Annotated in this window: 20 protein-coding genes; 18 read left to right on the top strand and 2 right to left on the bottom strand. The window is 48.7% G+C overall.

Annotation, left to right across the window (positions count from 1 at the left end):
• Positions 1 to 194: 194 nt before the first annotated feature.
• From pflB to ACQ76X_RS02740, 15 genes are all read left to right on the top strand, one after another.
• Positions 195 to 2,456, top strand: a complete 2,262-nt coding sequence (pflB, locus tag ACQ76X_RS02810; RefSeq protein WP_438491344.1) for a formate C-acetyltransferase — start codon at positions 195 to 197, stop codon at positions 2,454 to 2,456.
• Between the two features lie 136 nt (positions 2,457 to 2,592).
• Complete coding sequence (pflA, locus tag ACQ76X_RS02805; RefSeq protein WP_438491342.1) at positions 2,593 to 3,333, top strand: pyruvate formate-lyase-activating protein; 741 nt, start codon at positions 2,593 to 2,595, stop codon at positions 3,331 to 3,333.
• 357 nt (positions 3,334 to 3,690) lie between these two features.
• Entirely contained in the window at positions 3,691 to 5,097 is a 1,407-nt protein-coding gene (locus tag ACQ76X_RS02800; RefSeq protein ID WP_438491340.1) for an extracellular solute-binding protein, read from the top strand.
• A gap of 98 nt (positions 5,098 to 5,195) precedes the next feature.
• On the top strand, positions 5,196 to 6,080 hold the full coding sequence (locus ACQ76X_RS02795; protein WP_038594963.1) for a carbohydrate ABC transporter permease: 885 nt from the start codon (positions 5,196 to 5,198) through the stop codon (positions 6,078 to 6,080).
• On the top strand, positions 6,080 to 6,907 hold the full coding sequence (locus ACQ76X_RS02790; protein ID WP_038594962.1) for a carbohydrate ABC transporter permease: 828 nt from the start codon (positions 6,080 to 6,082) through the stop codon (positions 6,905 to 6,907). Before ACQ76X_RS02795 ends, ACQ76X_RS02790 begins: the two co-directional genes overlap by 1 nt.
• Positions 6,908 to 6,934: 27 nt before the next feature.
• Positions 6,935 to 8,785 carry a cache domain-containing sensor histidine kinase gene (locus tag ACQ76X_RS02785; protein ID WP_438491338.1) on the top strand — a complete coding sequence of 617 codons (1,851 nt, stop codon included), beginning with the start codon at positions 6,935 to 6,937 and terminating at the stop codon, positions 8,783 to 8,785.
• A complete protein-coding gene (locus ACQ76X_RS02780) occupies positions 8,763 to 9,545 on the top strand; it encodes a response regulator transcription factor (protein WP_438491336.1) in 783 nt (260 codons plus the stop codon). Before ACQ76X_RS02785 ends, ACQ76X_RS02780 begins: the two co-directional genes overlap by 23 nt.
• Before the next feature lie 546 nt (positions 9,546 to 10,091).
• Positions 10,092 to 12,281 carry a stalk domain-containing protein gene (locus ACQ76X_RS02775; protein ID WP_438491335.1) on the top strand — a complete coding sequence of 730 codons (2,190 nt, stop codon included), beginning with the start codon at positions 10,092 to 10,094 and terminating at the stop codon, positions 12,279 to 12,281.
• 236 nt (positions 12,282 to 12,517) lie between these two features.
• Positions 12,518 to 12,979: a Fur family transcriptional regulator gene (locus ACQ76X_RS02770; RefSeq protein WP_076109008.1), complete on the top strand. Its 462-nt coding sequence runs from the start codon at positions 12,518 to 12,520 to the stop codon at positions 12,977 to 12,979.
• Positions 12,980 to 12,981: 2 nt separating this feature from the next.
• Positions 12,982 to 13,245, top strand: a complete 264-nt coding sequence (gene yidD / locus ACQ76X_RS02765; RefSeq protein ID WP_438491333.1) for a membrane protein insertion efficiency factor YidD — start codon at positions 12,982 to 12,984, stop codon at positions 13,243 to 13,245.
• 358 nt (positions 13,246 to 13,603) lie between these two features.
• On the top strand, positions 13,604 to 15,625 hold the full coding sequence (gene metG, locus ACQ76X_RS02760) for a methionine--tRNA ligase (protein ID WP_438491331.1): 2,022 nt from the start codon (positions 13,604 to 13,606) through the stop codon (positions 15,623 to 15,625).
• 259 nt (positions 15,626 to 15,884) lie between these two features.
• Positions 15,885 to 16,892 (top strand): metal ABC transporter solute-binding protein, Zn/Mn family, encoded by a 1,008-nt coding sequence (locus ACQ76X_RS02755; protein ID WP_438491329.1) that lies wholly within the window; start codon positions 15,885 to 15,887, stop codon positions 16,890 to 16,892.
• 34 nt (positions 16,893 to 16,926) lie between these two features.
• Positions 16,927 to 17,676, top strand: a complete 750-nt coding sequence (locus ACQ76X_RS02750; RefSeq protein WP_076108873.1) for a metal ABC transporter ATP-binding protein — start codon at positions 16,927 to 16,929, stop codon at positions 17,674 to 17,676.
• Positions 17,677 to 18,571: 895 nt separating this feature from the next.
• Positions 18,572 to 19,375, top strand: a complete 804-nt coding sequence (locus tag ACQ76X_RS02745) for a metal ABC transporter permease (RefSeq protein WP_038594950.1) — start codon at positions 18,572 to 18,574, stop codon at positions 19,373 to 19,375.
• A 48-nt stretch (positions 19,376 to 19,423) separates the two neighbouring features.
• Positions 19,424 to 20,137, top strand: coding sequence for a cytochrome c biogenesis CcdA family protein (locus tag ACQ76X_RS02740; protein ID WP_038594949.1), 714 nt, complete (start codon positions 19,424 to 19,426; stop codon positions 20,135 to 20,137).
• A 1-nt stretch (position 20,138) separates the two neighbouring features.
• On the opposite strand, the gene splB is transcribed toward ACQ76X_RS02740, so the two are convergent.
• A complete protein-coding gene (splB, locus tag ACQ76X_RS02735) occupies positions 20,139 to 21,215 on the bottom strand; it encodes a spore photoproduct lyase (protein ID WP_438491325.1) in 1,077 nt (358 codons plus the stop codon).
• 191 nt (positions 21,216 to 21,406) lie between these two features.
• On the opposite strand from splB, the gene mntR reads away from it, so the two are divergent.
• The 3 genes from mntR to ACQ76X_RS02720 all read left to right on the top strand — a co-directional run bounded on the left by mntR (position 21,407) and on the right by ACQ76X_RS02720 (position 24,729).
• Positions 21,407 to 21,832 carry a transcriptional regulator MntR gene (gene mntR / locus ACQ76X_RS02730; RefSeq protein WP_038594947.1) on the top strand — a complete coding sequence of 142 codons (426 nt, stop codon included), beginning with the start codon at positions 21,407 to 21,409 and terminating at the stop codon, positions 21,830 to 21,832.
• Positions 21,833 to 22,010: 178 nt separating this feature from the next.
• Entirely contained in the window at positions 22,011 to 23,687 is a 1,677-nt protein-coding gene (locus ACQ76X_RS02725; RefSeq protein ID WP_438491323.1) for a family 10 glycosylhydrolase, read from the top strand.
• Positions 23,688 to 23,781: 94 nt separating this feature from the next.
• Positions 23,782 to 24,729: a patatin-like phospholipase family protein gene (locus ACQ76X_RS02720; protein WP_438491321.1), complete on the top strand. Its 948-nt coding sequence runs from the start codon at positions 23,782 to 23,784 to the stop codon at positions 24,727 to 24,729.
• A gap of 116 nt (positions 24,730 to 24,845) precedes the next feature.
• On the opposite strand, the gene ACQ76X_RS02715 is transcribed toward ACQ76X_RS02720, so the two are convergent.
• Positions 24,846 to 25,181, bottom strand: coding sequence for a hypothetical protein (locus tag ACQ76X_RS02715; protein ID WP_438491320.1), 336 nt, complete (start codon positions 25,179 to 25,181; stop codon positions 24,846 to 24,848).

Here is a 25,181-nt window from a genome sequence, read left to right as displayed (position 1 = left end):
CACCGGAAAGGTGATATTTGTCACAGTCCTTTTTCAGAAAATAAACTAAAATGTTTATATAAAGAACGGTCCCAGTTATGAAGACGCGATTGTGAATTTAATTACAACCATATCTTTGGGATCACGAGACACGGGATTAACCTTCAAGCCCGCGATCTCTACAAATATAATAAATATAAATGGAGGGATTTAGCATGTCGGTGATTGAAAAAGATGTACAAGAAGTGAAGTCTAGTTGGAGAAGTTTTACAAAAGGTAAATGGGCCAGAAAAGTCGACGTTAACGAATTTATTTCCAAGAACATCAAGCCTTATGAAGGAAACGAAGATTTCCTCGTAGGTCCTACCAGCAACACTACTGAACTGTGGAAGATTATCTCCCAACTGAGCAAGGAAGAAAGAGAAAGAGGCGGCGTATGGGACGTTTCCCTGGATACTGTCTCTACCATCACTTCCCACAAGCCAGGCTACATCGACAAGGACAAGGAACAAATTGTAGGCGTACAGACTGATGCTCCTTTCAGACGTTCTGTTCAACCGTTCGGCGGTATTAAGATGATGATCGATGCCACCAAAGCTTATGGCTTCGAGCTTCCGAACAACATTGTCGAAATGTTTACGAATATCCGCAAAACGCATAACCAAGGCGTGTTTGATGCATATACACCTGACATGAGAGCAGTGCGTAAATCCGGCGTTATTACAGGTCTTCCTGATGCTTACGGCCGCGGACGCATTATCGGTGACTACCGCCGTATTGCCCTGTACGGTATCGACTTCCTGATCAAAGACAAGAAACAACAACAAACCGAGCTTGAAGTTGATTCCATGACTGAAGAAGTAATCCGGTTGCGCGAAGAGCTGTCGGAGCAAATCCGCGCTCTGGGCGAGCTGAAAGAAATGGCTGCCGCTCACGGTCTTGATATTTCCAAACCGGCGAACAACTTCAAAGAAGCTACTCAATGGGTATACTTCGGTTATCTGGCGGCAGTAAAAGAACAAAACGGTGCTGCAATGTCCTTGGGACGCGTATCCTCCTTCCTCGACATCTATGCACAGCGCGATTTTGAAGAAGGTACTCTTACTGAAGAACAAGCACAAGAAATCGTTGACCATTTCGTAATGAAACTGCGTATTGTGAAATTCCTGCGTACGCCTGACTATAATGAACTGTTCTCCGGCGACCCTACTTGGGTAACGGAATCCATCGGTGGTATGGCTGAAGACGGAACAACACGCGTAACTAAGAACAGCTTCCGCTTCTTGCATACCCTATACAACCTGGGACCTGCTCCAGAGCCTAACTTGACGGTTCTGTGGTCCGAAAGACTGCCTGAAGGCTTCAAAAAATATTGTGCTAAGGTTTCCATCGAAACCAGCGCTATCCAATATGAGAATGACGATGTAATGCGTCCATATTGGGGTGAAGATTACGCAATTGCTTGCTGCGTATCCCCAATGCGCATCGGTAAACAAATGCAGTTCTTCGGCGCCCGCGCCAACCTGGCAAAAGCTTTGCTGTATGCGATCAATGGTGGTGTAGACGAGAAATCAGGCGTACAAGTCGGACCTGAATTCCCTGCGATCACTTCCGAATATCTGGATTACAACGAAGTAATGAAACGCTTCAAACCGATGATGGAGTGGCTGGCTAAGACTTATGTCAACACCCTGAACATCATCCACTACATGCATGACAAATATTCCTACGAACGCATCGAAATGGCACTGCATGACCGTGACATTCTGCGTACGATGGCTTGTGGTATCGCCGGCCTGTCCGTTGCTGCTGACTCCCTGAGTGCAATTAAATTCGCTAAGGTTAAACCGATCCGCAACGAACAAGGCATCGCCATCGACTTCGAAACCGAAGGTGAATTCCCTTGCTACGGCAACAACGACGACGCTGTTGACAGCATCGCGGTTGAACTGGTTGAAACCTTCATGTCGATGATCCGCAAAAACAAAACTTACCGTGATGCTATGCCGACTCAATCGGTATTGACCATCACTTCGAACGTAGTTTACGGTAAGAAGACTGGTACTACTCCTGATGGACGTAAGAAAGGTGAACCGTTCGCTCCAGGTGCTAACCCGATGCATGGACGCGACAAGAAAGGCGCACTGGCTTCCTTGAACTCTGTTGCCAAACTGCCGTATTCCGAGGCACAAGACGGTATTTCCAACACGTTCTCCATCGTTCCTAAGGCGCTGGGTAAAGACGAAGAGTCCCGTAAGTCCAACCTGGTATTCATGATGGACGGATACTTCCACAACAACGCTCAGCACTTGAACGTTAACGTATTTAACCGTGAACAACTGATCGATGCTATGGATCATCCGGAGAACTATCCTCAATTGACCATTCGTGTATCCGGCTATGCTGTTAACTTCATCAAGCTGACCCGTGAACAACAGTTGGATGTTATCAACCGTACATTCCACGGTACAATGTAATTAAATTAACTGTGTAATACAGTTCTTGTATAAGATGTAATAGCAGTGAGGTGATACCGCCCTTGATTCAGGGGGCGGTAAAATCTTGCTAAAAATTAATTAAAATTTTAAGTTCTTTTCGAAAGGAAGTCATCATATGGCTAATGGACATATACATTCCTTAGAAACGTTCGGGACCGTAGACGGGCCTGGTATCCGTTTTGTTCTATTTATGCAGGGCTGCTTATTGAAATGCCAGTATTGTCATAACCCGGATACCTGGGGGCTTAATGAAGGCAGAGAAATGAGCATCGAGGAAGTGCTGGCGGAAATTGAACCTTACCTGAATTATTATAAGTCTTCAGGTGGCGGGCTTACCGTATCTGGCGGCGAACCAACGCTGCAGGCGCATTTTGTCAAACAACTGTTCACTGAAGTGAAACGGCGCTGGAATCTGCACACCACACTGGATACAAATGGCTATAATGATGGTTCGAAGATCAGCGATTTGCTGGATGTTACTGATCTTGTGCTGCTCGATCTCAAGCATATCGATGATGAAGCGCATATTAAGCTGACCGGTAAATCGAATGATCGTACATTGAAGCTGGCCCGCTGGTTGTCAGATCATAACCGTAAAATGTGGATCCGCCATGTGTATGTTCCTGGCATTCATAATAAGGAAGAGGATTTGCTGAATCTCGGCCGATTCGTTGGAACGCTTAATGGGGTAGAGAAGTTTGAAATCCTGCCTTATCACCAAATGGGGATTTATAAATGGCAAGAACTTGGCCGTCCCTATGAGCTAGAAGGGGTACCCTCACCGACCGAAGAAGAAGTGCAGCGCGCTTACCGGCTGATTGAAGAAGGACGCAACGAGACAGCACTTGTTAAGTGATGATACTTATTATAGGAAGCCGAAGCCGTATCTTGCAGTAGCTTATGTACTGCGGAAACGGCTTTTTTGCTTTTTAATGATCCAGAAGGCATGTTATGTTCCAGCAGATTAAGGGACTATTTTGCAGGAGGAATGATTTTGTGTAGAGGTTTAATGACGCAAAGTCTATTTTCTATGGAATTATTTTTCAGTATATGTAACTATAAATGACGTAGGGTGTGATTTTTTAGAGTTGTATTCGCTTACATTAGAGTATTTTATCCCTATAGTAGATGAATCTTAACCTTACGATTACACACACTGTTTTTTATAATAAGAGTTGTAAGGGAAATTAATAAATAGGGAGGGTCACCCGTAATGAGAAAAAGTATGACTATGCTGTTGTCCCTGGTTTTTGTCTCTTCTGCTTTGCTGGCTGGTTGTGGAGGCAACAATAATAAGGCAAGCAACAATGGAGAAACTGCAGCACCAAGCAATTCAACTGCTGCAACCAATGCTGCTGCCACTGATGAGCCTGCAAGCGCTGAGCCTTTCGAAATGACGATCCGTCATACGCAGGTTGGTGCTGATAAGCAGAAACGTCTAGCTATTCTGGAGGATGTGGTAGGCAAGGTTCAGAGTGAAGTGCCGGGCCTGACATTCAAACTGGATGGTGTAGATTCGGATGTGAACCGCAAAGAGAAGCTGCGCGGTGAAATGGCCGCCGGCAATCCTCCGGCAGTGTTCGATCTCTTTGGGAGCCCTGACTCCAAAATATACGCCAAAGAAGGGAAATTGCTTGACCTAACCCCGATTCTCGAAGAATTGGGCATTAAAGACAAATTCTCGAATCTTGATCCATTTACTTATGAAGGCAAAATTTACGGATTGCCAATCGGCGGTTCCGGTGAAGGTTTCTTCTATAATAAAGAATACTATGGCAGCAAGGGCTGGGAAGCTCCGAAGACCTTTGCAGAGCTTGAGCAGCAACTGGCCGATATTAAGGCTGATGGCAAAGTACCGCTGGCTGGCGCTTCCAAAGCTGGTTGGGTGCCGCTAATGCTGGCCAACCACCTCTGGTCACGTTATGCCGGACCGGATGTAACGGCTAAATTCGCGACCGGCGAAGCCAAATGGAACGATGCTAATGTCGTGAAAGGTTTTGCGAAATACAAGGAATGGGTAGATAAAGGCTACTTCAAAAAAGGCGAGCTTGGTTTCGAATATGCTGAGTATACCACCCAGTTCACTAGTGGCGAAGCCATTCTGCTCTATGATGGAACTTGGAAATCCTCTGTATTCAAAGCAGGACAATCCGGTGAAGGTCTGATCGGCAAGGTTGGATTCTTCAATATCCCGGCAGTTGACGGAGGGGTAGGCGACCAAACAGCACTGATGCGCGATGTGAACAACGGTTACGGGTTCTCGGCTTCAGCGGCAGATGATGAGCGTCAGCTGGCTGCAGTGAAATCTTTTATCAAGAATATGTACAATGAAGAAATGCAGCTTCGCGGTCTGGTAGAGGACGGAGTGCTGCCGGCCATGAAGATTGATCAGAATATCCTGAACGAGAATATTACCGATGATCTGATGAGTGAAATCGTAGCGGTACTGAATAATTCCCAGTCTTCATTCCCTGCCTTTGACTCTCTGGTTCAAGCGGATGTCACCACCGAGATCAGCAACATTCAAATTCAGAAGCTGATCGGCGGACAGACAACACCTGAAAAAATGGGCGAGGCGCTGCAAAAAGTTCAAGAAGAAGCTAACGCAGCAGTGGAATAAGGAACGGTGAATTCTATGTACCCTGGCGCTTGCTCCAGGGTACATTTTTAAAATCTGCCCTAATCGCTCCCAGATAGTCTAAGCAATCGGAGGTAGTCATGAATAAATCACTCAGAAATCCATTGGTCTTTATCCTGTTTGTTATTCCTGCACTTGTATTGTTCTTCATGTTCTTTATATATCCGATCTTCAGTTCGCTTTACTATAGCTTCACCAGTTGGAACGGAGTATCAGATACGGTTAAATTTACCGGCCTCACTAACTTCAAAAAAGCGCTTGGAGATGAACGCTTCTGGGTTTCGGTGAAGAATAACGGCTGGTTTATCCTGTTCTCCGTGTGCGTGCAGGTTCCCCTGATCGTATTCTTTTCGCTATTGATTGCCAACGTTAAGAAACTGAAAGGACTCTACAAGACAGCCGTATTTATGCCTTCTATTATGTCTACTGCGGTAATCGGCATACTTTGGGGATTTATTTATGAGCCCAATATTGGCCTCTTTAATAAGCTGATTGGTCTCGTTGGCATTGAGCCGGTGTACTGGCTGTCGGATGAGCGGTTTGCCATGCTGTCCATTCTGATCACGAATGCCTGGCAGTGGACCGGATTCTACATTGTTATGGTGCTGGCGGCTATTCTATCCATTCCTAGTGAACTGGATGAAGCTGCGGCCATTGACGGCGCTACCGGCTTTCAGCGTGCCACACGCATCACACTGCCGCTGATTGTGCCGATCATTTCCGTAGTTATTATGCTCTCCATCGCCGGTGCAATGAAGGCTGCGGATATCGTCATCGTGATGACGAAAGGCGGTCCGGCTGGATCGACCGAGGTCATGGCAACTTATATGATAAAATACGCGATCACCAACTTTAAATATGGCTACGGCAATGCCATAGCAGTCCTGATCTTTGCATTCACGCTTGTGGTTACGGCGCTGTATCATCTGCTGTTTGCCCGGCGCAATGAAAGGATTGAATACTGATGCCACGCCTGAAAAAGAGTCTGCCGCATGTTGTGCTGTTGTCGTATCTGCTTGTTATTCTTTTTCCTTTCCTGTTCGTCCTGTTCTCTTCAGTAAAGAAAGACAACAACGCGATCGCCTTGAATCCATTCGGCATTCCGAAGGAATTTGCCTTCTCCAACTATGTGGAGGCCTGGGTCAATGCCAAGATCAGCACCTACTTCTTTAACAGCTTGTACATTTCAGTGCTGGCTTCCGTTGTTTCTATTTTGCTGGCGTCGATGTTTGCCTTTGCAGTCACACGGATGCGGCAGGGCAAATGGAACGGTATCTTGTTCTCGCTTGTACTGGTCGGAATGCTTATTCCTAACAATGCGCTGATGCTGCCGATTTATACAATTGTGCGCAAACTGCATATTCTGAATACACATTGGGCATTGATTATCCCTTATATTGCCAATGCAATACCGTTTACGATTATTATTTTGGCCGCATTTATGCGTTCTTTGCCCAGTGAAATTGAAGAAGCGGCAGTTATGGACGGCTTGAAGGCTCCGGGTATCTTTGCTAGAATTATTGTACCTCTGACGGTTCCCGCCATGGTTACAGTATTCATTGTTAATTTCCTGGGAAATTGGAATGAATTTTTGCTGGCTAACTATTTTCTTTCGAATGACGAGCTGCGCACACTTCCGGTGGGAATGGTCCAATTCCGCGATCAGTATCAGATGAATTATGCGCAAATGTCTGCAGGCATTGTCTACAGTGTGCTGCCGGTCATTATTATTTACGCCATTTTGCAGGAGAAAATTATTGAAGGCGTAACGGCAGGCAGCGTAAAAGGATAACCTTATTCACAGTCAGGAGCACTGCCGATGAATTTGCGCTATAAATTATTTACGGCATTTTTGGGCCTGATTATCATCCCCTTGTTTATTCTTGGCATGATTATGTTCTTCGTTACTTATAATTCAATTGAGAAGAAATACAGCCAGCAGACCGAGTATTCACTTAAAGCGATCAGCTACAGCATCTCCAGCGTCTTTAAGGACATGAACAACGTGACAGACAACGGAATTGCTACCTCGGTGTTTCATATGGCGCTCAGCGCGGATGATCCTTCAAAACAGGACCTGACTGATGCTGAGCAGCTGAGCCTGAATGCCAGCCAGCGCAATTTCCGTAGTCTGCTGTATAATCACCCTTCGATCAGCTATGCCTTTCTGTACAATTTTAACGGTAAAGGCAGCTCGGAGATCGTATCGGTATTCAACAAGGAAAATTTCCGCACACTCCCTTACGATAAATTCAAAGGAAGTGCTCTCTATCAGGAGGTCATGAAGCTCAATGGTGTGCCGAAATGGCTGGCACCGCATGAATATCCGGAACTGACAGGAACAGAAGCAGTGTTCACACAGATCCGGCTAGTGAAGGAGCTTAGCTTCTTTGAGGACATCGGCATTCTGGTCGTGCAGATCAAGAACTGGGAGTTCGAATCCATATTCCGGAATTTGAAGATTGGGGACAGTAACCAAAAGGTCTCTTTCATGCTGGTGAACGATGACGGAATGATTCTGCTGGATCCAGACCGCAAGCTGGACGGACAGGATTTCCAGTCGTTTACAGCGAAAAATATTACCTTCAAAGAAGGTTTTCAAAGCTTCAAAACCCAGTTCGACGGGGAGAAGAGTATTCTGTCCGTCTATCATCTGAAGGAATATCCCTGGAGCCTCGTTTCCATAACTTCGTGGGGTTCGTTGTCACGGGAGGTTACAGTGTTTGCCCGCTGGTTCGTCGGGGTTATCTTTCTCTGCTTCCTGGCTGCCGTCATCTTTAATTTGTTCTTTATGAACCGGATAACAGGCGGGATTGCTGTTATTGTCCGCTTTATGCGACGCGTGGAGGATGGCGATCTTACTACAAGGGTTGAGGAGAAGGGCAATGACGAGATGACATTGCTTGCCAAAGGCTTTAATGATTTGATGGATAAAATCAACGGCTTGTTTAATCGGATTCATCTGGAGCAAAGACGGAAGAATCAGGCTGAGATGCGGGTTCTGCAGGCACAGATCAAGCCGCATTTCCTGTTCAACACGCTGGAGTCGATCAATGTGCTTGCTGTGCAGAATGAAGGCCGCAAGGTTAGCGAGATGGTCTACCGGCTAGCCAGCATTCTGCGGATCAGCATTCAGGACAGGGATGAAATCACACTGGAAGAAGAAGTCACTCACCTGCGTAATTATCTCGATATCCAGAAATTCCGTTTCGAGGATGTATTCGATTATGAAATAGACATCCAGGAAGGGCTTATGGGCTGCGGTATCCTCAAGCTGACACTGCAGCCGCTGGTGGAGAACAGTATCCAGCACGGGTTTGAGGGGATCGGCTACAAGGGCAAGGTGACTGTAAAGGGCTGGGAAGACCGCGGCAACTTGATCCTGCAGATTGAGGATAACGGAATCGGGATGACTCCGGCCCAGCTCTCAATGTTCCAGTATATGGTCCATGAATCTGCGGAGCAGGCGGGACAGAACCAGGAGCATGGCATTCATCCGGAGCGGCGTGGTCTTGGGGTGCGCAGTGTGGCTGACCGTATCCGGATTGAATACGGCGACCGATACGGGATATTCATCTGTGCCAGCCCGGGTGAAGGAACAATCATCCAATGCGTCATACCTAAATACGGGCAGGGGGAAGATCATTATGCTAAAAGTATTATTGGTTGACGACGAAGCTCCCATTCTGAACAATCTCAACAGGGTGCTGCCATGGCAGGAAATGGGGATGGAGGTTGCCGGTATGGCCCGCAGCGGCATGGAAGCATTACGAATTGCCGAGGAGAACGCGCCGGACCTTGTGCTATGCGATATCCGCATGCCGGTGATGGACGGCTTGACGTTCATTGGCAAGCTGCGGGAGATGGGTCTGGAGAGCGAGGTACTGCTGCTCAGCGGCTACCAGGAATTTGATTACGCCCGGGAAGCCATACGACTTGGTGTAAAGGAATATATCTGCAAGCCGATTCATTATGAGGAGCTTGGCAACAAGGTACGGGAGATCGGTACGCAAATCCGCAGCAGGCAGTACAAGGATAAGCTGTACAATAGCATTCCGCTGTTTCAGGAAGTGCCTGCAGCCGACGATTCCGTCAAAAAAACACCGGATCAGCTGATGAATCTGGCAGCACAGTATATTTCGGAGCGGCTGCATTATGATCTGGGCATAGAAGAAGTCGCGAACAAGATAGGTATCAGCGGCAGCTACTTCTGCCTGTTGTTCAAGAACCGCTTTGCGATGACCTTTGTGGAATATGTGACCCAGCAGCGGATTGAAGCCGCCAAGTTCATGCTGGCGAGCAGCGACAAGAGCATCACGGCGATTAGCTCTGGTGTAGGCTATCAGGAGCGGCGTTATTTTACCAAAGTGTTTCAGAAGCAGACAGGAATGTCCCCCAAGGAATACCGTGATCAGTTCCGGGAAGTATAACTGTTTTGCTGTCATGGCAATATAAGGTCTGAACGTACGTAACGGAAGAGAACAACCGGCACTGCAAATAATACTATAAAAGGCGATTAACCTTGAACGTCAAGGCTAATCGTCTTTTTTTTGATGATTTTGCCTGTCTCAATAAATTGCTCCCAAGTTCCAATTCTCTCAGCCACTCTTCCACTGTGTTCGGAAGTCAGGCAATCGAAAAAATATTCTGACGATATAACACGTAGGGGCCAATATCCGTTTGTAGACCGTAGATGAAAGGTAAATAAAGGAGAATATAACAAAACGCAGCAACCTCGGTTTTTTTATAAAAAAATCATATTTTTACAGGTTGAAAATGGATTTTGATCTTTCTTTACATTTAATGAAACTTTTAAGGGCTTACTGCGTCTAATACTATGTTTTGTAAAAAGCATGTGGCAAAATTTTGCCTGCCGTCCTTTCGGGGCGTCATGCGTTTTTGCGGGGAATATAAGGATTACAGAGAGAGAACTGCAGGCCTTATATACTACAACTGGGAGTAGAAGGAGTCATATCATGAATCTTAAGAAATTATCATTAGCTGCTGTATTGGCCATCACACAGATTGCCGCAGCAGTGCCGGCTTTCGCCGCACCCGTCAGCACCACTTCGACGAGTAACGTGAGTACCGCGGAGGCAACACCAACACCGTCAGCATCATCTGTACCTCTATCTACTGACCCGTTGTCAGGCGGATTGTTGGACGGTACAGCTTCACCGACTCCGTCTGCAGAGCCTACGGCAACACCGCTACCGCCAGCAACGGTTACCGATCAAACGTACATGCAGACGAACAGTATGGATGCGCAGATGCTCTCCGCCACAGGCGATGATCAGCTGGTGCTGATGTTGAACAGCAACAAAATGTACGTAAACGGTGTGTTATATTTGGCCAATCAGCCGATGGCAGTCAAGAACGGCGTATCCTACGTCTCTATCCGGGCGATGGTGGAACGTGTAGGACTGCAGGTTACTTATGATTCCAAGGCCAAGGAAACCGTAGTTACAAAAGGCAGCGATGTAATGCGCTTTAAGCTGAACAGCAAAACCTATACAGTCAATGGCAAGAAGTCCACAATGAAGGGTGCAACCTACCAGTACAAAGGAACGTTTATGATTCCTTTGACCTCCATTACATCGGCACTGAAATTAAATTATGTATTAGATACTGTTCAGAAACGTGTAATTCTTACACTTTCCACAAAGCCTAAGGCTTCTTTTACCGTTCAGCCTACTGAAATTTATGCCGGTCAAACCATGGTCAACTTTGTGACCTCCAGCAGTTCACCGAATGGAACACCTATCGTTAGTGATCTATGGGGTGGAGACAAGCGGGACTACTATGATGAACCCGGTATTTATACCGTTACCTATTCCGTTGTGGATGCCAATGGACGCACGAGTGATCCGTACACTGCGACCATCAATGTTCTGAAGCCGAATGAAGCCCCGGTGGCAAATTTCGTCACAGACAAGGAACAGTACAAAATGGGTGAACCAATCACTTATACGGATAACAGCAGTGATCCAGACGGCGACACGATTACAGTAACATGGACCAATAAAGCCCAGGCGTTCTTTACACCCGGTGCAACAGTCATCAGCCTGACTGCTACGGATTCCCATGGGGCCGTCAATACGTTTGAGAAAACAATTATTATTACGGAAGAACAACTTTACAATGAAGAGGATTTTAACCGCCTGTTCGCAGTACCCGGTACAGCATTCAAATTTGACGGCTCTCCGGTCCCTACTTGGCCGAATCTAAAATACAACACGTCTTCCGAGCCGTTTACCCTGATCCGCAGCAACAGCCCGGAAACGGTGTTCAGCGAGGGTGTTCTGTACCGTGAAACGGCTACAGGTGCAACACGTTTTCTGATTCACCATAAGAATAATTTGTCGATCAACACCAAGGTATATGTGATTGCCACAAATGACAATATGTATCCTGTGACAATTACAACCCAATATTCCGGATTTGGTGGTCCTAGCTCATTTGCAGAGCTAACCGGACAGAAATCTGTAACACGGTACTGGGAATCGATGCTGAACGGCAGCTCGTACAAGCAAACGGTAATCCAGCCAGGACAAAGCGTATCGATTCTTACAGAACTGAATACTATAGCCATGAAGCCAAATGATAACGTCTCGATGCAGGCTGATTTGTACAGTGATTTAGCGGTTACCTATTCCGTGATGATGATTGATGCGAATAAAGAGCCGATTTCTTCACTGCCTTTAACGCCTATCTTGCCGCGTGACGGAGTGCATAATCGGGGTACCTATCCGGATTCTACTCGTCTCATTAACGTTACGGATTTGGTGGGAACTACTCCAGCCAGACTCGTGATCGGCGACAATAACAATGATCCGAACTTGCTCGGCCTCGATGCTCTGACAGGCCTCCAGGAAACGAACCTGGGGAACTTCGGTGTTCTGTACAAAATCAGGCTGGAGCGAGTAGCGGCCAATACGCTGATTACCTTTAACCCGCGTGGAGGAAACTATATGGGCACCGTTCTTGTTAACGGCAATCAAGTCGTGCAGGTGCCAAACGAGAAAAGTCTGGGAAGTTCCGATTTGAACAGCGTTGTGTACCGGACCGGTGATTATGAAGGTCCAGTAGAGATCCAGTTTACTCCGGCTTCCGGCAGTAATTTGTCGATCAACTTCCTGTTCACACCACTTCCTCCGAAGAAATAAACAGGGAAGTACTTAAGTAATACTGGAATGTCCGGCAACGGACATTCCAATCTAAAAAAAAAGGCTGCCGCTTCCGTCAAGGAAGGGTAGCTTTTTTGTGTCAAATATAGGGGGATTAGGCCTGAAGTCTTCCAGCAAGCGAGTCTTGGGTGGACCGCTTCATTGACGGGGCATTTGTTTTGGGGCATTATAAAGAGAGTGCAATACAAATGACCTATGTTATGGGAGATGAGCGAATGCTGTCGACAGAACAAATACTGGAAGCCATGTCGGGGCAGGGACTGCGAATCACCGATCAGCGCAAAACGCTTGCCAAGTTATTCGGCGAGAATACGGGATATTTGTCGGCGAAGGATGTTTATGAGCATATGGGCCGCAAGTACAGCGGGCTCAGCTTTGATACAGTTTACCGCAACCTGCGTGTCATGGAGGAACTGGGTGTGCTGGAGCAGGTGGTCTTTGAGGATGGCGTCAAGTTCAAAGGCAGCTGCAATCAGGATCATCACCATCACCATATGATTTGCCTTCAATGCATGAAGACTTACCCGATTCATTTCTGCCCGATGAATTTAACGGATACTCCGGATCAGTTCCGGGTGGTCAAGCATAAATTTGAGGTGTTCGGTTACTGCAAGGATTGTGAACAGAACCGTGAAGAAGAGACGGCACTTGCGGCGCACGGCAAAGAAGGGCACTGATTATGCCTATTATACGCAGAACGATCCAGGCCCCAATCCGCGTGTACCGCAAATTTATTTCGCCGCTTAAACCGGCGACCTGCCGCTTTTATCCGACTTGCTCAGCCTACGCGCTGGAAGCAATCGAAATCCATGGTCCGGTCAAGGGTTCGTGGCTTGCCGCGAAGCGCATTGGCAAATGCCATCCCTTCCATCCCGGGGGACTGGACCCGGTACCGCCGCGCAAAGAACACTCTACCGGGGACGAAGCGGCTCCCACGACTTGACATGATGCCTGCATTTTGGGTATATTTTGGATAATAACATCAAATTCCGAGGAACGGATGAGTAGATCGGGACGACCATTACAGAGAGCCGGGAACAGCTGGGAGCCGGTATGGTACGCAGGATTGAATATGGTCCGGGAGGAACTGTGTTCGAGCTGGAGCCGGATTGTCGCGGCTTAAGTAAGATAACAGCGTGTTCCAGCGTTAATGGACAGTTCCGCAAGGGAACTGGCGAAGCCTGTGTTCTGTGAAGAACCAGGGAACTTTGGGTGGTATCGCGTGAGTATACTCTCGCCCCATAAAGGGGCGGGAGTTTTTTGTGTTTATTGTGTTTGCCAAGACGAAAGGATGACATGAAATGAGCGATAAGAAAACTTTTTACCTGACTACACCGATTTATTATCCGAGTGACAAGCTGCATATCGGGCATGCTTACTCTACGGTAGCTGGAGATGCTATGGCCCGCTACAAGCGCCTGCGCGGTTTTGAGGTCCGTTATCTTACCGGTACGGATGAACATGGGCAGAAGATCGAACGAAAGGCCGCTGAAGCCGGCAAGACCCCTCAGCAGTTCGTTGACGATATTGTCGTCGGCATTAAGGATCTGTGGCGCAAGCTGGATATTTCCAACGATGATTTCATCCGCACGACGGAAGAACGGCACAAGAAAGTGGTGCAGGATATCTTTGACCGCCTGCTGAAGCAAGGCGACATCTACAAAGGTGAATATGAAGGCTGGTACAGCATTCCAGATGAAACCTTCTACACCGAAACTCAGCTGGTAGATATCGAGCGGGACGCGAACGGTGCGATCACCGGCGGTAAAAGCCCGGACAGCGGCCACCCTGTCGAATTGGTCAAGGAAGCAAGCTATTTCTTCCGCATGAGCAAGTATGCTGACCGTCTGCTGAAGTATTATGAAGAGAATCCGGAGTTTATCCTGCCGGAATCACGTAAGAACGAAATGATCAACAATTTCATTAAGCCCGGGCTGGAGGACCTCGCGGTCTCCCGTACGACCTTCGATTGGGGCGTTAAGGTCAAGGGCGACGAGAAGCATGTCGTGTATGTATGGATTGATGCATTGACGAACTATATCACAGCCCTTGGCTATGGCTCCGAGGACCGCAGCTTGTATGACAAGTTCTGGCCTGCGGATGTGCACATTGTCGGCAAGGAAATTGTGCGTTTCCATACGATCTACTGGCCTATCATCCTGATGGCGCTAGGCGAGCCGCTTCCAAAGAAAGTATTCGCACACGGCTGGCTGCTGATGAAAGACGGCAAAATGTCCAAATCCAAGGGCAATGTAGTGGATCCGGTTACACTGATCGACCGCTACGGATTGGACGCGCTGCGTTACTATCTGCTGCGTGAAGTGGCATTTGGCTCGGATGGCACCTTTACGCCTGAAAGCTTTGTAGACCGGATCAACTATGATCTGGCCAATGACCTCGGCAATCTGCTGAACCGGACCGGGGCGATGGTGGAGAAATATTTTGGCGGCGAACTCCCGGCTTACGAAGGCAAGGTAACGGCGTTCGACGGCGAGCTTGAAGCGGCTGCGGGCAGCACCTATGCAAAAGTTGAAGAAGCGATGGAAAAAATGGAGTTCTCCGTGGCGCTTACAGCGATCGGGGCATTCATCAGCCGAACGAATAAATACATTGATGAGACCCAGCCTTGGGTGCTCGCGAAGGATGAGAGCAGAACCGGCGAGCTGGCTTCCGTAATGAGACATCTCGTGGAGGGCCTGCGCACCGCTTCGATTCTTTTGCAGCCGTTCCTGACCAGCGCCCCGGCGAAGATATGGGAGCAGCTGGGCATTCAGCCGGGTGAGCTGACAGCCTGGGACAGCGGCAAAACCTTCGGCCTCATTCCAGCTGGAACGAAGCTGGCCAAAGGCGATCCAATCTTCCCGCGCCTCGATGTTGCTGTAGAGGTTGCCTATATCGCCGAGGCGATGGGTGCCGGCAAACCGGCGGCAGCAGAAGCAGAACCTGTGCCTGCAAGCGCTGAAAGCGGCGCAGCAGCTGAGCCGGAGGAAGAGCATAAGGAAGAAATCGGCATCGACGATTTTGCCAAAGCCGAGCTGCGCGTGGCCCAGGTCATCGCCGCTGAGCCGGTGAAGAAGGCAGACAAGCTGCTGAAGCTGCAGCTTGATCTCGGTTATGAGCAGCGCCAGGTTGTGTCCGGGATTGCCAAGTTCTACACTCCAGAGGAGCTGGTGGGACAAAAGGTAATCTGCATCGTCAACCTGAAGCCGGTGAAGCTGCGCGGCGAGTTGTCGCAAGGCATGATCCTGGCCGCCTCCAAAGGCGACAAGCTGACGATCGCAACCGTACCGGACAGCATGCCGAACGGCGCAATTGTGAAGTAAGCAGGCTGTACCAGAACAAATAACGGGTCCAAATGGGCAAATTCAATTGATTCGCCAAACGATTGCAAGGGAACGCACGCAAGCCAGCAATGGCTGCGGTGTTCCTTTTTGTGATGGATACAAGGGATACACGAAGCTTTGAAGCTGTATTTGACTCTGGCAGCAGAACGTTCGAGAGAACATGAGAGTTGACTTATCGTAACCATTACTATTATAATTCTCATAGTAAAATTTACGATTTAAGGAGTCGATAGCAATTATGTCTTTAACAAAACCACACAGAGGGCTGCTGCTGGTGCTTGCTCTGCTGGTAATCCTAACGCTTGCGGCCTGCGGTCCCAAGAGCAGCGGGAGTATCGTTGAGGGTAAAGTGAATGTAGTCACTACTTTTTATCCTATATATGAATTTGCCAAAGAAATTGGCGGGGAAGATGCCAATGTCATCAATCTGCTTCCGGTGGGTGTGGAGCCTCATGATTGGACCCCGCGCAGCCAGGATATCATCAATACTTCCAAAGCTCAGCTGTTTCTGTACAATGGTGCTGGACTTGAGGGATGGGTGCCGAACTTCCTCAAAAGCCTCAACAGCGACAGTAAAGCCAAGGCTGTTGAAGTCAGCAAAGGCGTCGATTATATTATGACAGATAAAGAAGACGGGCATGATCATGGAGGCGAGGAACATGCGCACGAAGGTGAGGAGCATGCGGATGAAGAGCATTCCGAAGAAACAGGCACCGACAGCCTGCATACAGATCCCCATACCTGGGTAAGTCCAAAATCCGCGCTTGTGATGGCTAAGAACATTAAAGAGAGCCTTCAGTCCGTCGATCCTGAGCACAAATCCGGTTATGAGGAACGTTATAACAAGCTGGCAGAGCGCTTGCAGGCGCTGGACAGCAAGTTTACGACAGAGCTTGCCAAGCTGCCGAATAAAGAAATCGTCGTGTCCCACCAGGCGTTTGCCTATCTCGCGCGTGATTATGGCTTGAAACAACATGCCATCATGGGCTTGTCCCCGGATGCGGAACCACGCGGGCAGGATTTGCTAGATCTGGCGGCTTTGGTGAAAGAGGAAGGCATCCGTTATATCTTCTTCGAGGAACTGGTTTCCGACAAGCTGGCCAAAACCCTGGCTGGTGAAGCCGGTGTGGAGACGATGGTACTAAATCCGGTTGAGGGACTTACCACCGAACAAGACAAGAATGGAGACAACTATTTCACATTAATGGAGAAAAATTTGCAAAATCTAATTCTGGCTTTACAATAGTAAGGAAAGTATAAGTGAAAGGCGGTACTTCACAATGCAATCGGTATCCTTGGACTGCCATCAGCATATGATCGAGATACAGGATCTTTCCTTCTCTTACGGAGAGCAGAAGGTGATTTCCAATCTGAATTACACCGTTAAGGAACGGGACTTCCTAGGAATTATCGGTTCCAACGGCGCCGGCAAAACAACCTTGCTGAAGATGATCGTCGGGCTGCTGCCCGCAACCAGCGGGGATATTAAATTATTCGGCCAGTCTGTCCGCAAGTTTAAGGATTGGGAGCGCATCGGCTATGTTCCGCAAAAAAATGCGTTCAACCCCTTGTTCCCGGCAACGGTCCGTGAAGTCGTGCTGTCCGGCTTGTACAACAATAAGAATCTGATCCGCAGAGTGTCCAAAGCGCAGCAGCGCCAGTGTGAGGACGCCCTTGAGGTAATGCGGATTCAGGATATCGCTGAGAAAAGAGTTGGCCAGCTGTCCGGCGGTCAACAGCAGCGTGTATTCCTGGCCCGTGCGCTGATCAACCATCCGGATTTGCTCATTTTGGACGAACCTACCGTGGGGATTGATGCCGAAACGCAAGCCGGGTTTTTCGACCTCATTATGCATATGCACGCCCATCATCATATGACTTTCCTGATGGTGTCGCATGACATCGACATGATCAAAAACTATCTGGGGCAGGAGCCGGTTCAGAAAAACGGCAAAATCAATTTCTACTGCCGCCACTCTCATGACGTCCAGGATTGCGCCGTGGAGAACCTGCAGCATACACTTACCTGATCCGGGGCTGCACAACACACTAAACACTCTTAATACTCTTAATACTTCAAACCAGTCGCTGACATGCTAAACAGCTGCAGTAATTACATTTATACCGGATACCGTACCGTTCACCATCAGTCTGCCGCATCAGCAACTCAACCAGAAACTAACTTTAATAAGAAGACGCCTAATTTGGCATCTATGGACGGACTAATAACTTGATCTGCTGCATTATGTGCAGCAGAATAGCTACATATTTACTAGTTTTTATATTCTGATGTATTTCCTACACTAGAATTCAGTGAACGCACCATTATTCAGCCATATTGCTGCATTCTGCTGCACATAATGCAACAGAATTCCATATCAGCGCCAAAAGTGAGCAATCTATTGTATCATCTGCAGTAGATTGCTCTTCTCCGCTGAAACAAGCCGGTTTTACCGTTGGTCATCCATTGTACAACATAGGATGACCAGGCTTTTAATCTTTGCCTTTGATCTTAGCCTTTGATCTTAGCCTTTGATCTTAGTCTTTGATCTTAGCCTTTGATCTTAGCCTTTGATCTTAGCCTTTGATCTTAGCCTTTGATCTTAGCCTTTGATCTTAGTCTTTGATCTTAGTCTTTGATCTTAGTCTTTGATCTTAGTCTTTGATCTTAGTCTTTGATCTTTGTCCTTATTCCGTACCCAGATCCCGCACTGGTAAAGCATATCCCGTAAGGGAGGAAAAGCGTTCTTTCCTCCGCAGTCACCAGATACCGCAATACACCTCTCCCACGCCAGTTGCACTTAAGCGGGTGTCCAGAGGGCAGAGCCCTTGGGGCCCTCCCTTGGAATGGAGGGTTTGGGAGGGCTCGAAATTGTTTTAGACGAAAATGTTAATATGCAATCGAAATTCAGAGGAGAATATATCTTGGAAATTCTATTCAGTGACTTTTTTCAGCGGGCGCTTGCGGGCGGGCTGATGATCGGCATTACCGCGCCGCTTATAGGCGTTTTTCTTGTGCTCAGACGATTGTCGATGATCGGAGACACGTTGGCCCATGTAACCATCGCAGGTGTGGCGCTTGGCTTCCTGACCGGGTTTTATCCGCTGGGGGCAGGTCTGATTTTTGCGGTGGTGGCCTCCTTTGCCATCGAAAAGCTGCGCAAGGCGTACAAGAGCTACGCTGAGCTGTCCATCGCGATTATTATGTCAGGTGGGGTAGCGCTGGCTTCACTGTTTTTCACCTTAGGCAAAGGGTATAATGCGGATGTGATGAGCTATCTGTTCGGGAGTATCTATACGCTCAATAATACAGATCTGATTGTAGTGGGTATCGTGACGATTGCCGTAGTTGTAGTTGTGACGCTGTTTTTCAAGGAGTTTTTTCTGCTCAGCTTTGAGGAGGATGCGGCGAGTGTCAGCGGCCTGCCCGTGAAGCTGCTCAACATGCTCATTACGGTGCTTACGGCGCTTGTGATCAGTACGGCGATTAAGATTGTCGGTTCGCTGCTCGTGTCTGCGCTGCTGACGATTCCGGTGGCAATCAGTCTGCTGCTGTCACGCAGCTTCAAGTCTTCGGTTGTACTGTCGGTTATCATTGCCGAGATTGCTGTTGTGGGGGGTCTGGTAGTTGCGGGGGTGTGGAATCTGGCGCCTGGGGCAACAATCGTTCTGCTGCTTATTGCCCTGCTGACCCTGACACTAATCGGCAAAAAAGGATTGCCCACGTAAGTATGTAACTAGCAAAGTGACCCTGAACCCGGAAGGAGAGCTGCCGCTTTGTCGAACCTGAATGCAGGAATTGCTTTTGCCGCTGGTGTGGCGTCGTTTATATCACCTTGCTGTCTGCCGCTTTATCCTTCGTATTTATCTTATATTACCGGGTTATCCGTGCAGCAGCTGAAGAGCGGCAGTAACAGCAAAGAGGTACGTTTCCGCACCCTGTCGCATACGCTGGCTTTTATCCTGGGGTTTTCAGTGGTCTTTTATACGCTCGGCTTTGGGGCCGGGCTGTTCGGGCAATTTTTCAACGGGCAGCGTGATCTGATCCGCCAATTGTCGGCTATCCTAATCATTGTGATGGGACTGTTCCTGCTGGGGATTTTTCAGCCACAGTTTCTGCTGCGGGAACGCAAGCTTGATCTGAAATGGAAACCGGCGGGTTACGCCGGCTCCTTTATTTTTGGCATCGGCTTTTCCGCAGGCTGGTCACCTTGTATCGGGCCGATTCTGACGGCAATCATCGCGCTTTCCGCCAGTGATCCGGGAACTTGGTTTACGATGATTACCGCATACAGTATCGGCTTCGCCTTGCCGTTTTTTGCACTGGCCTTCTTCCTGGGCGGGGCGAGAAAAATCCTGAAATATTCCAATGTGCTGATGAAGATCGGCGGCGCACTAATGGTCTTAATGGGGGTTTTGCTGTTTACGGATCAAATGTTCCGGATAACGATTTGGCTGCAGGGAGTCACGCCGGATTGGCTGATCTTCTAGCTTAGGTAAAATAATCAATTCCCGCTTCCGGGAAATGTTCAAAAATCCGCTCTGTGATGAACTCCCGCAGGGCGGTTTGCTGTTCATCGGGGTACACATATTTATTTTGGCCCCAGCGGCCCCATTTCTTTTTGCGTTTTTCAATATCCATCTCCAGCTTTGATTTGGGGTAACGTTTCTCGATCACGGTTTTGGCTGTTTTGGTGAAACGGTGCTGAATCATTTCAAAAGTCAATCCTTTGCCCACATCCGGCGGAAGGGTTTTGGCCAGTTTCTCCAGCAGTTCCGCATAGCCTTCTTCCCAGCCGTCATGCCAGATAATCGGTGCGATGATAAAGCCCAGCGGATAACCGGCCCGGGCTACTTTTCCCGCAGCCTCAATCCGCTCCTCAAACCGCGAAGTAGCGGGCTCGAAGTTCTTGATGACATAGTCGGCATTCACACTGAAACGGATTCGTGTATGGCCGTTATGCTTCAGTTGAAGCAGCGGCTCAACATGCTGGTATTTGGTTACAAAACGCAGCCGCCCGAGCGGCTCTGCGGCTATGAAGCTGATCAGCTCCGTCAGGGAGCCGGTAATATGCTCCAACCCGAGCGGATCGGAAGTACAGGCGGCTTCAAATGTAGTGATTTCCGGAGCGCGCTCTTGGATATATTTTTTAGCGGCCTCAATGACGTCCCCGGTGTTCACATAGACACGGATATAGGGCTTGGCCCCCAGCGTAGTTTGCAAATAACAATAATGGCAATGTCCCATGCAGCCGGTGGCAATCGGAATCGCATAATCCGCGGACGGCTTGGACTGGTCAAAGGTCAACGTTTTGCGCAGGCCGACCACCAGTGTTCTTTTGGCGATTTTGTATTGCTCAACCTCGGTTTCGCCGGGCAGGTTCGTAATGCGGTTATGCGAGGTCGTCATGCGGTAGGGGATGTTCTGGGCTTTGACCCATTCCATAATCCGTACTCCTTTGGGATAATTAAGCGAATCCGGCTCGAAAAAAACCAGCTCTGGAATGAAAAGACCGGTCGGCTTTTTCTGTCTTTTTACCGCGGGACGTTCGGGTGTTACTACAGTCATGGGTTCACGCTCCTTAGGGATGAGGATATCGTTATTGTGCCGGTTAAGGGCGGAATAAAATCATGGTAAACATCGCTATGCTGGGCAACAAGGGGCCGGAGGACTTGCCAAAGAGCGGCAGAAACATGTATCATTGTTAGAGCAAGGTTGGCCCCCGCGCCACGCTCATTATAGAAAAGAGGTAAACTTGAATGCCAACACCCAGCATGGAGGATTATTTGGAGCGCATATACAAGCTCATCGACGAGAAAGGATATGCGCGGGTTTCGGATATTGCCGAGGGACTGGAAGTACACCCCTCCTCTGTAACCAAGATGATCCAAAAACTGGATAAGGACGACTATCTCATCTATGAGAAATATCGTGGGCTTGTCCTAACGAGCAAAGGTAAAAAAGTAGGAAAACGTCTCGTTGACCGTCATCAGCTGCTGGAGGAGTTTCTTGGCCTGATCGGAGTACAGCAGGAGCATATTTATAAGGATGTGGAGGGCATCGAACATCATTTGAGCTGGGATTCTATCACGCGGATTGAAACGCTGGTGGAATATTTCCGGCGCGATGAAGCACGTCTCCAGACCTTATACGATATTCACCATGAGCTGGTCAGCGATTCTTAGACGAAGCAGATTTTTCTTGCTTTGCGCAACTTTTCCAGTTTTTTTACGTCAAAACGGGTAACGTTCTTTTTTTCTATGACCCCGTTTCCAAAGCAAACGGCCGTCTCCCTTATTTAAGGACGAGAAGGCCGTTTCTTTTTGTTTATACACATTTCAGAATGTAAACCTGGGAGGAATTATGAATTACCGTAAATGGATTGTAGGATTGCTGGTTTTTGTCTTGTGCCTGTCTGTAGGGTTACCCGGTGTCCGTGCGGCAGCGGTGCCGATTACGATTGAGCTGGATGGGGAACTACTAAGCAGTGATGTGCCGCCGTACATTACCGCTTCCAACGTAACACTGGTGCCTGTCGCTGTAGTCAGCAGGGGACTTGGCGCGACAGTGGATTGGAACCAGAGCAGCAAGACGGCCACGATCAGCAAAGGGAGCACTGTGCTGAAGCTGACCAGCGGCAGCACAACGGCCCTCGTGGACGGAGCTTCTATCAGCCTTGAAACATCGGTTCAGAGCCGGCAGGGCCGGGTGATGGTGCCGCTTCGTTTTGTAGGCGAACAGCTCGGATTGCAGGTGGTCTGGAATCAGGCTGCAAAGCATATCGCCCTATACTCGAATACAGAAATTATCAGTCCTGTTACCCCGTCGGTTCCAACTACACCGGCAACGCCTGCGGTGCCAACACCTACCGTGCCAACGCCAACGGTGCCGAAGCCAACGGTTCCTGAAATCCCGTCCATTCCGGGAGCAAAAACAGGCAAGGCGATGAAAGGTGCCTGGATCTCCACCGTATTCAATCTGGATTGGCCGTCGACCTCTTCGGCAAACAATGCCGACAAACAGAAGAAAGAGTTCAGCACCATGCTGGACAAGCTGCAGGCCACCGGTTATAACGCCGTATTTGTACAGGTCAGACCGTCAGGGGACAGTCTGTATCCTTCGGTGCTTGTTCCCTGGTCCAAGGTGTTAACCGGAACGCAGGGGATAAATCCCGGTTATGATCCGCTGGAGTACATGGTTAGCAGCACACACGAACGCGGCATGGAGTTTCATGCCTGGTTCAACCCGTTCCGTGCAACCACGGATGCCAGCACTTCAAGCCTTGCCAGCAATCATGTGGCCAAGGCCCATCCGGAATGGATTGTAAAAGCAGAGAACAAGCTGTACATCAATCCGGGAATTCCGGAGGCGCGCCAGCATATTATCGACACGGTGATGGAGGTTGTCAAAGGCTACGACATTGATGGTGTGCATTTGGATGACTACTTTTATCCCTCCGGCTCTTTCGCCGATGACACGGCGTTCAATACATATAACGCCAAGGCTATCTCCAGTAAAGGGGATTGGCGGCGGGACAACATTAATGAATTTATCCGCCAGCTAGGCCAGGAGATTCATAGCGCGAAGTCTGATGTTTCTTACGGTGTCAGCCCGTTTGGCGTGTGGCGCAACAAGAAGGCCGACAGTACCGGCTCCGACACAACGGCAGGCGTATCGGCCTATGATAACATGTATGCGGATACCCGGACATGGATCAAAAATGGCTGGATCGATTATATTGCACCGCAGATTTACTGGAGTTTATCCTTCTCAGCAGCCCGCTATGACAAGCTTGTAGACTGGTGGGTAAATGAAGTTAAGGGTACCGGAGTGAAGCTGTACATTGGCCAGGCAGCTTATAAGGTCGGAGCAAGTGATCAGAAGGCCGAATGGCAGAGCGGAGAGCAAATCATCAATCAGCTCAAATATAACGAACAGTACGATGAGGTTGCCGGAAGCATTATGTTCCGTGCGAATGATATCGTCGTGCGTGATCCGTTCGGACTCTCCAGCTTATTGACCTTCTATTTCAAATCCTGATGAATTACCGGCAATTGCAATCATAAGAAGTCATGAAACTTCCCCCGTGCTCATAGATAAGCAATAGGATCTATGGAACGGGGGTAAACTCTGTATGGAGATTAATGCTGTGTTTGAAGGCGGTGGGGTAAAGGGAATATCGCTCGCGGGAGCGGTCGAGGCGACGGAACAGGCGGGCCGCACCTTTCGTAAAGTAGCCGGAACTTCCTCCGGTTCCATTATCGCCTCGATGCTGGCTGCAGGTTATAACGGTGAAGCCATGAGCCGGATTATAAAAGGAACTTCTTTTTCTTCTTTTTTAAAACGGGGAGCGTTGTACAACACAGCTTTCGTAGGCCCTGCGCTGCGGGTGATGATTAAAAAAGGCCTGTACTCGGGAGAGGCGCTGGAATCCTGGATCCGCGGCATTTTGCGGGAGAAAGGCATTGTCACCTTCAGCGATTTACCGCGCGGGAAGCTGTCCATCATTACTTCGGATATCTCGAACGGACGAATTGTTGTCCTTCCGGACGGACTGGAGGAATACGGCATAACCCCAGGCGGGTTTGAAGTCGCCAAGGCAGTCCGCATGAGCTGCAGCATTCCTTATTTTTTCGACCCGGTTATGCTGCGTTTAAGCGGGCAGGCTGCCCGGGGGAAGTCATTCACTGAACAATTCGTTTATTTCGTGGACGGAGGACTGCTCAGCAATTTTCCGTTATGGCTGTTCGATGAGAAACAAGCAGGTTTTAAAAGTCCAGGGCACAAAATCCCTACAGTCGGCTATCAGCTGATCGGGAGAACGGATCCCCAGCCTCACCGGATCACCGGTCCCTTCAGTATGCTGCAGGCGCTGGTTGGGACCATGCTGTCGGCTCATGATGAACGTTATATCGAAACAGAGAAACTTGTGCGGACGGTCAAAATTCCGACACTGGGGATTTCCACAACCAGTTTTCATATTTCCCCGGTGCAGGGTGATGATCTGTACGCGGCTGGATATAAGGCGGGGGAGGAATTCTTCAAAAACTGGAGGCCGCCCGTTCACAAGCTCACCCAGTGAGTCTCCATCTTCCCACCGCAGCAATTGTATTAAAAAAGGCATCCCACACGTCAGTTATGCAACGTGGAGATGCCTTTTTGATGCTTACAGTTTTCTGCTTGAGCAGCAAGAGCCTGTTAATGATATTTTGGAAGCTGATCGTCGCTTTTACCCTTGCTGCCCTCGATAACCTGGAACGGATAGCTTTTGCGTTTGCCGGGAGCGGTTTGGGCTTTGCGTACCCCTGCCACTTTGGACATGGTTTTCTGTGAAGGCTTTACTTTTGTGCGCGGTCTGCCGGGAACCCGTGTTTTTCCCGCCGGTGTCATCTTGTAACCATAATAGAGAAGACCGAATAACACCAAAGGAAAAATGAATACCGACAACGTTCCGAATACATCGCTTAACATTCCTGTAACGAGACCCAGTACCGCGAGCGATACCGAAATCCAAAAAATCAAAGCATGCCTCAT

It is taken from the genome of Paenibacillus sp. IHBB 3054 (assembly GCF_051594305.1).
In the GTDB taxonomy this organism is placed as follows: Bacteria; Bacillota; Bacilli; order Paenibacillales; family Paenibacillaceae; genus Paenibacillus_AQ.
Note: the sequence above shows the minus strand (reverse complement) of the source record. Positions and strands in the feature narration are given on the sequence as shown.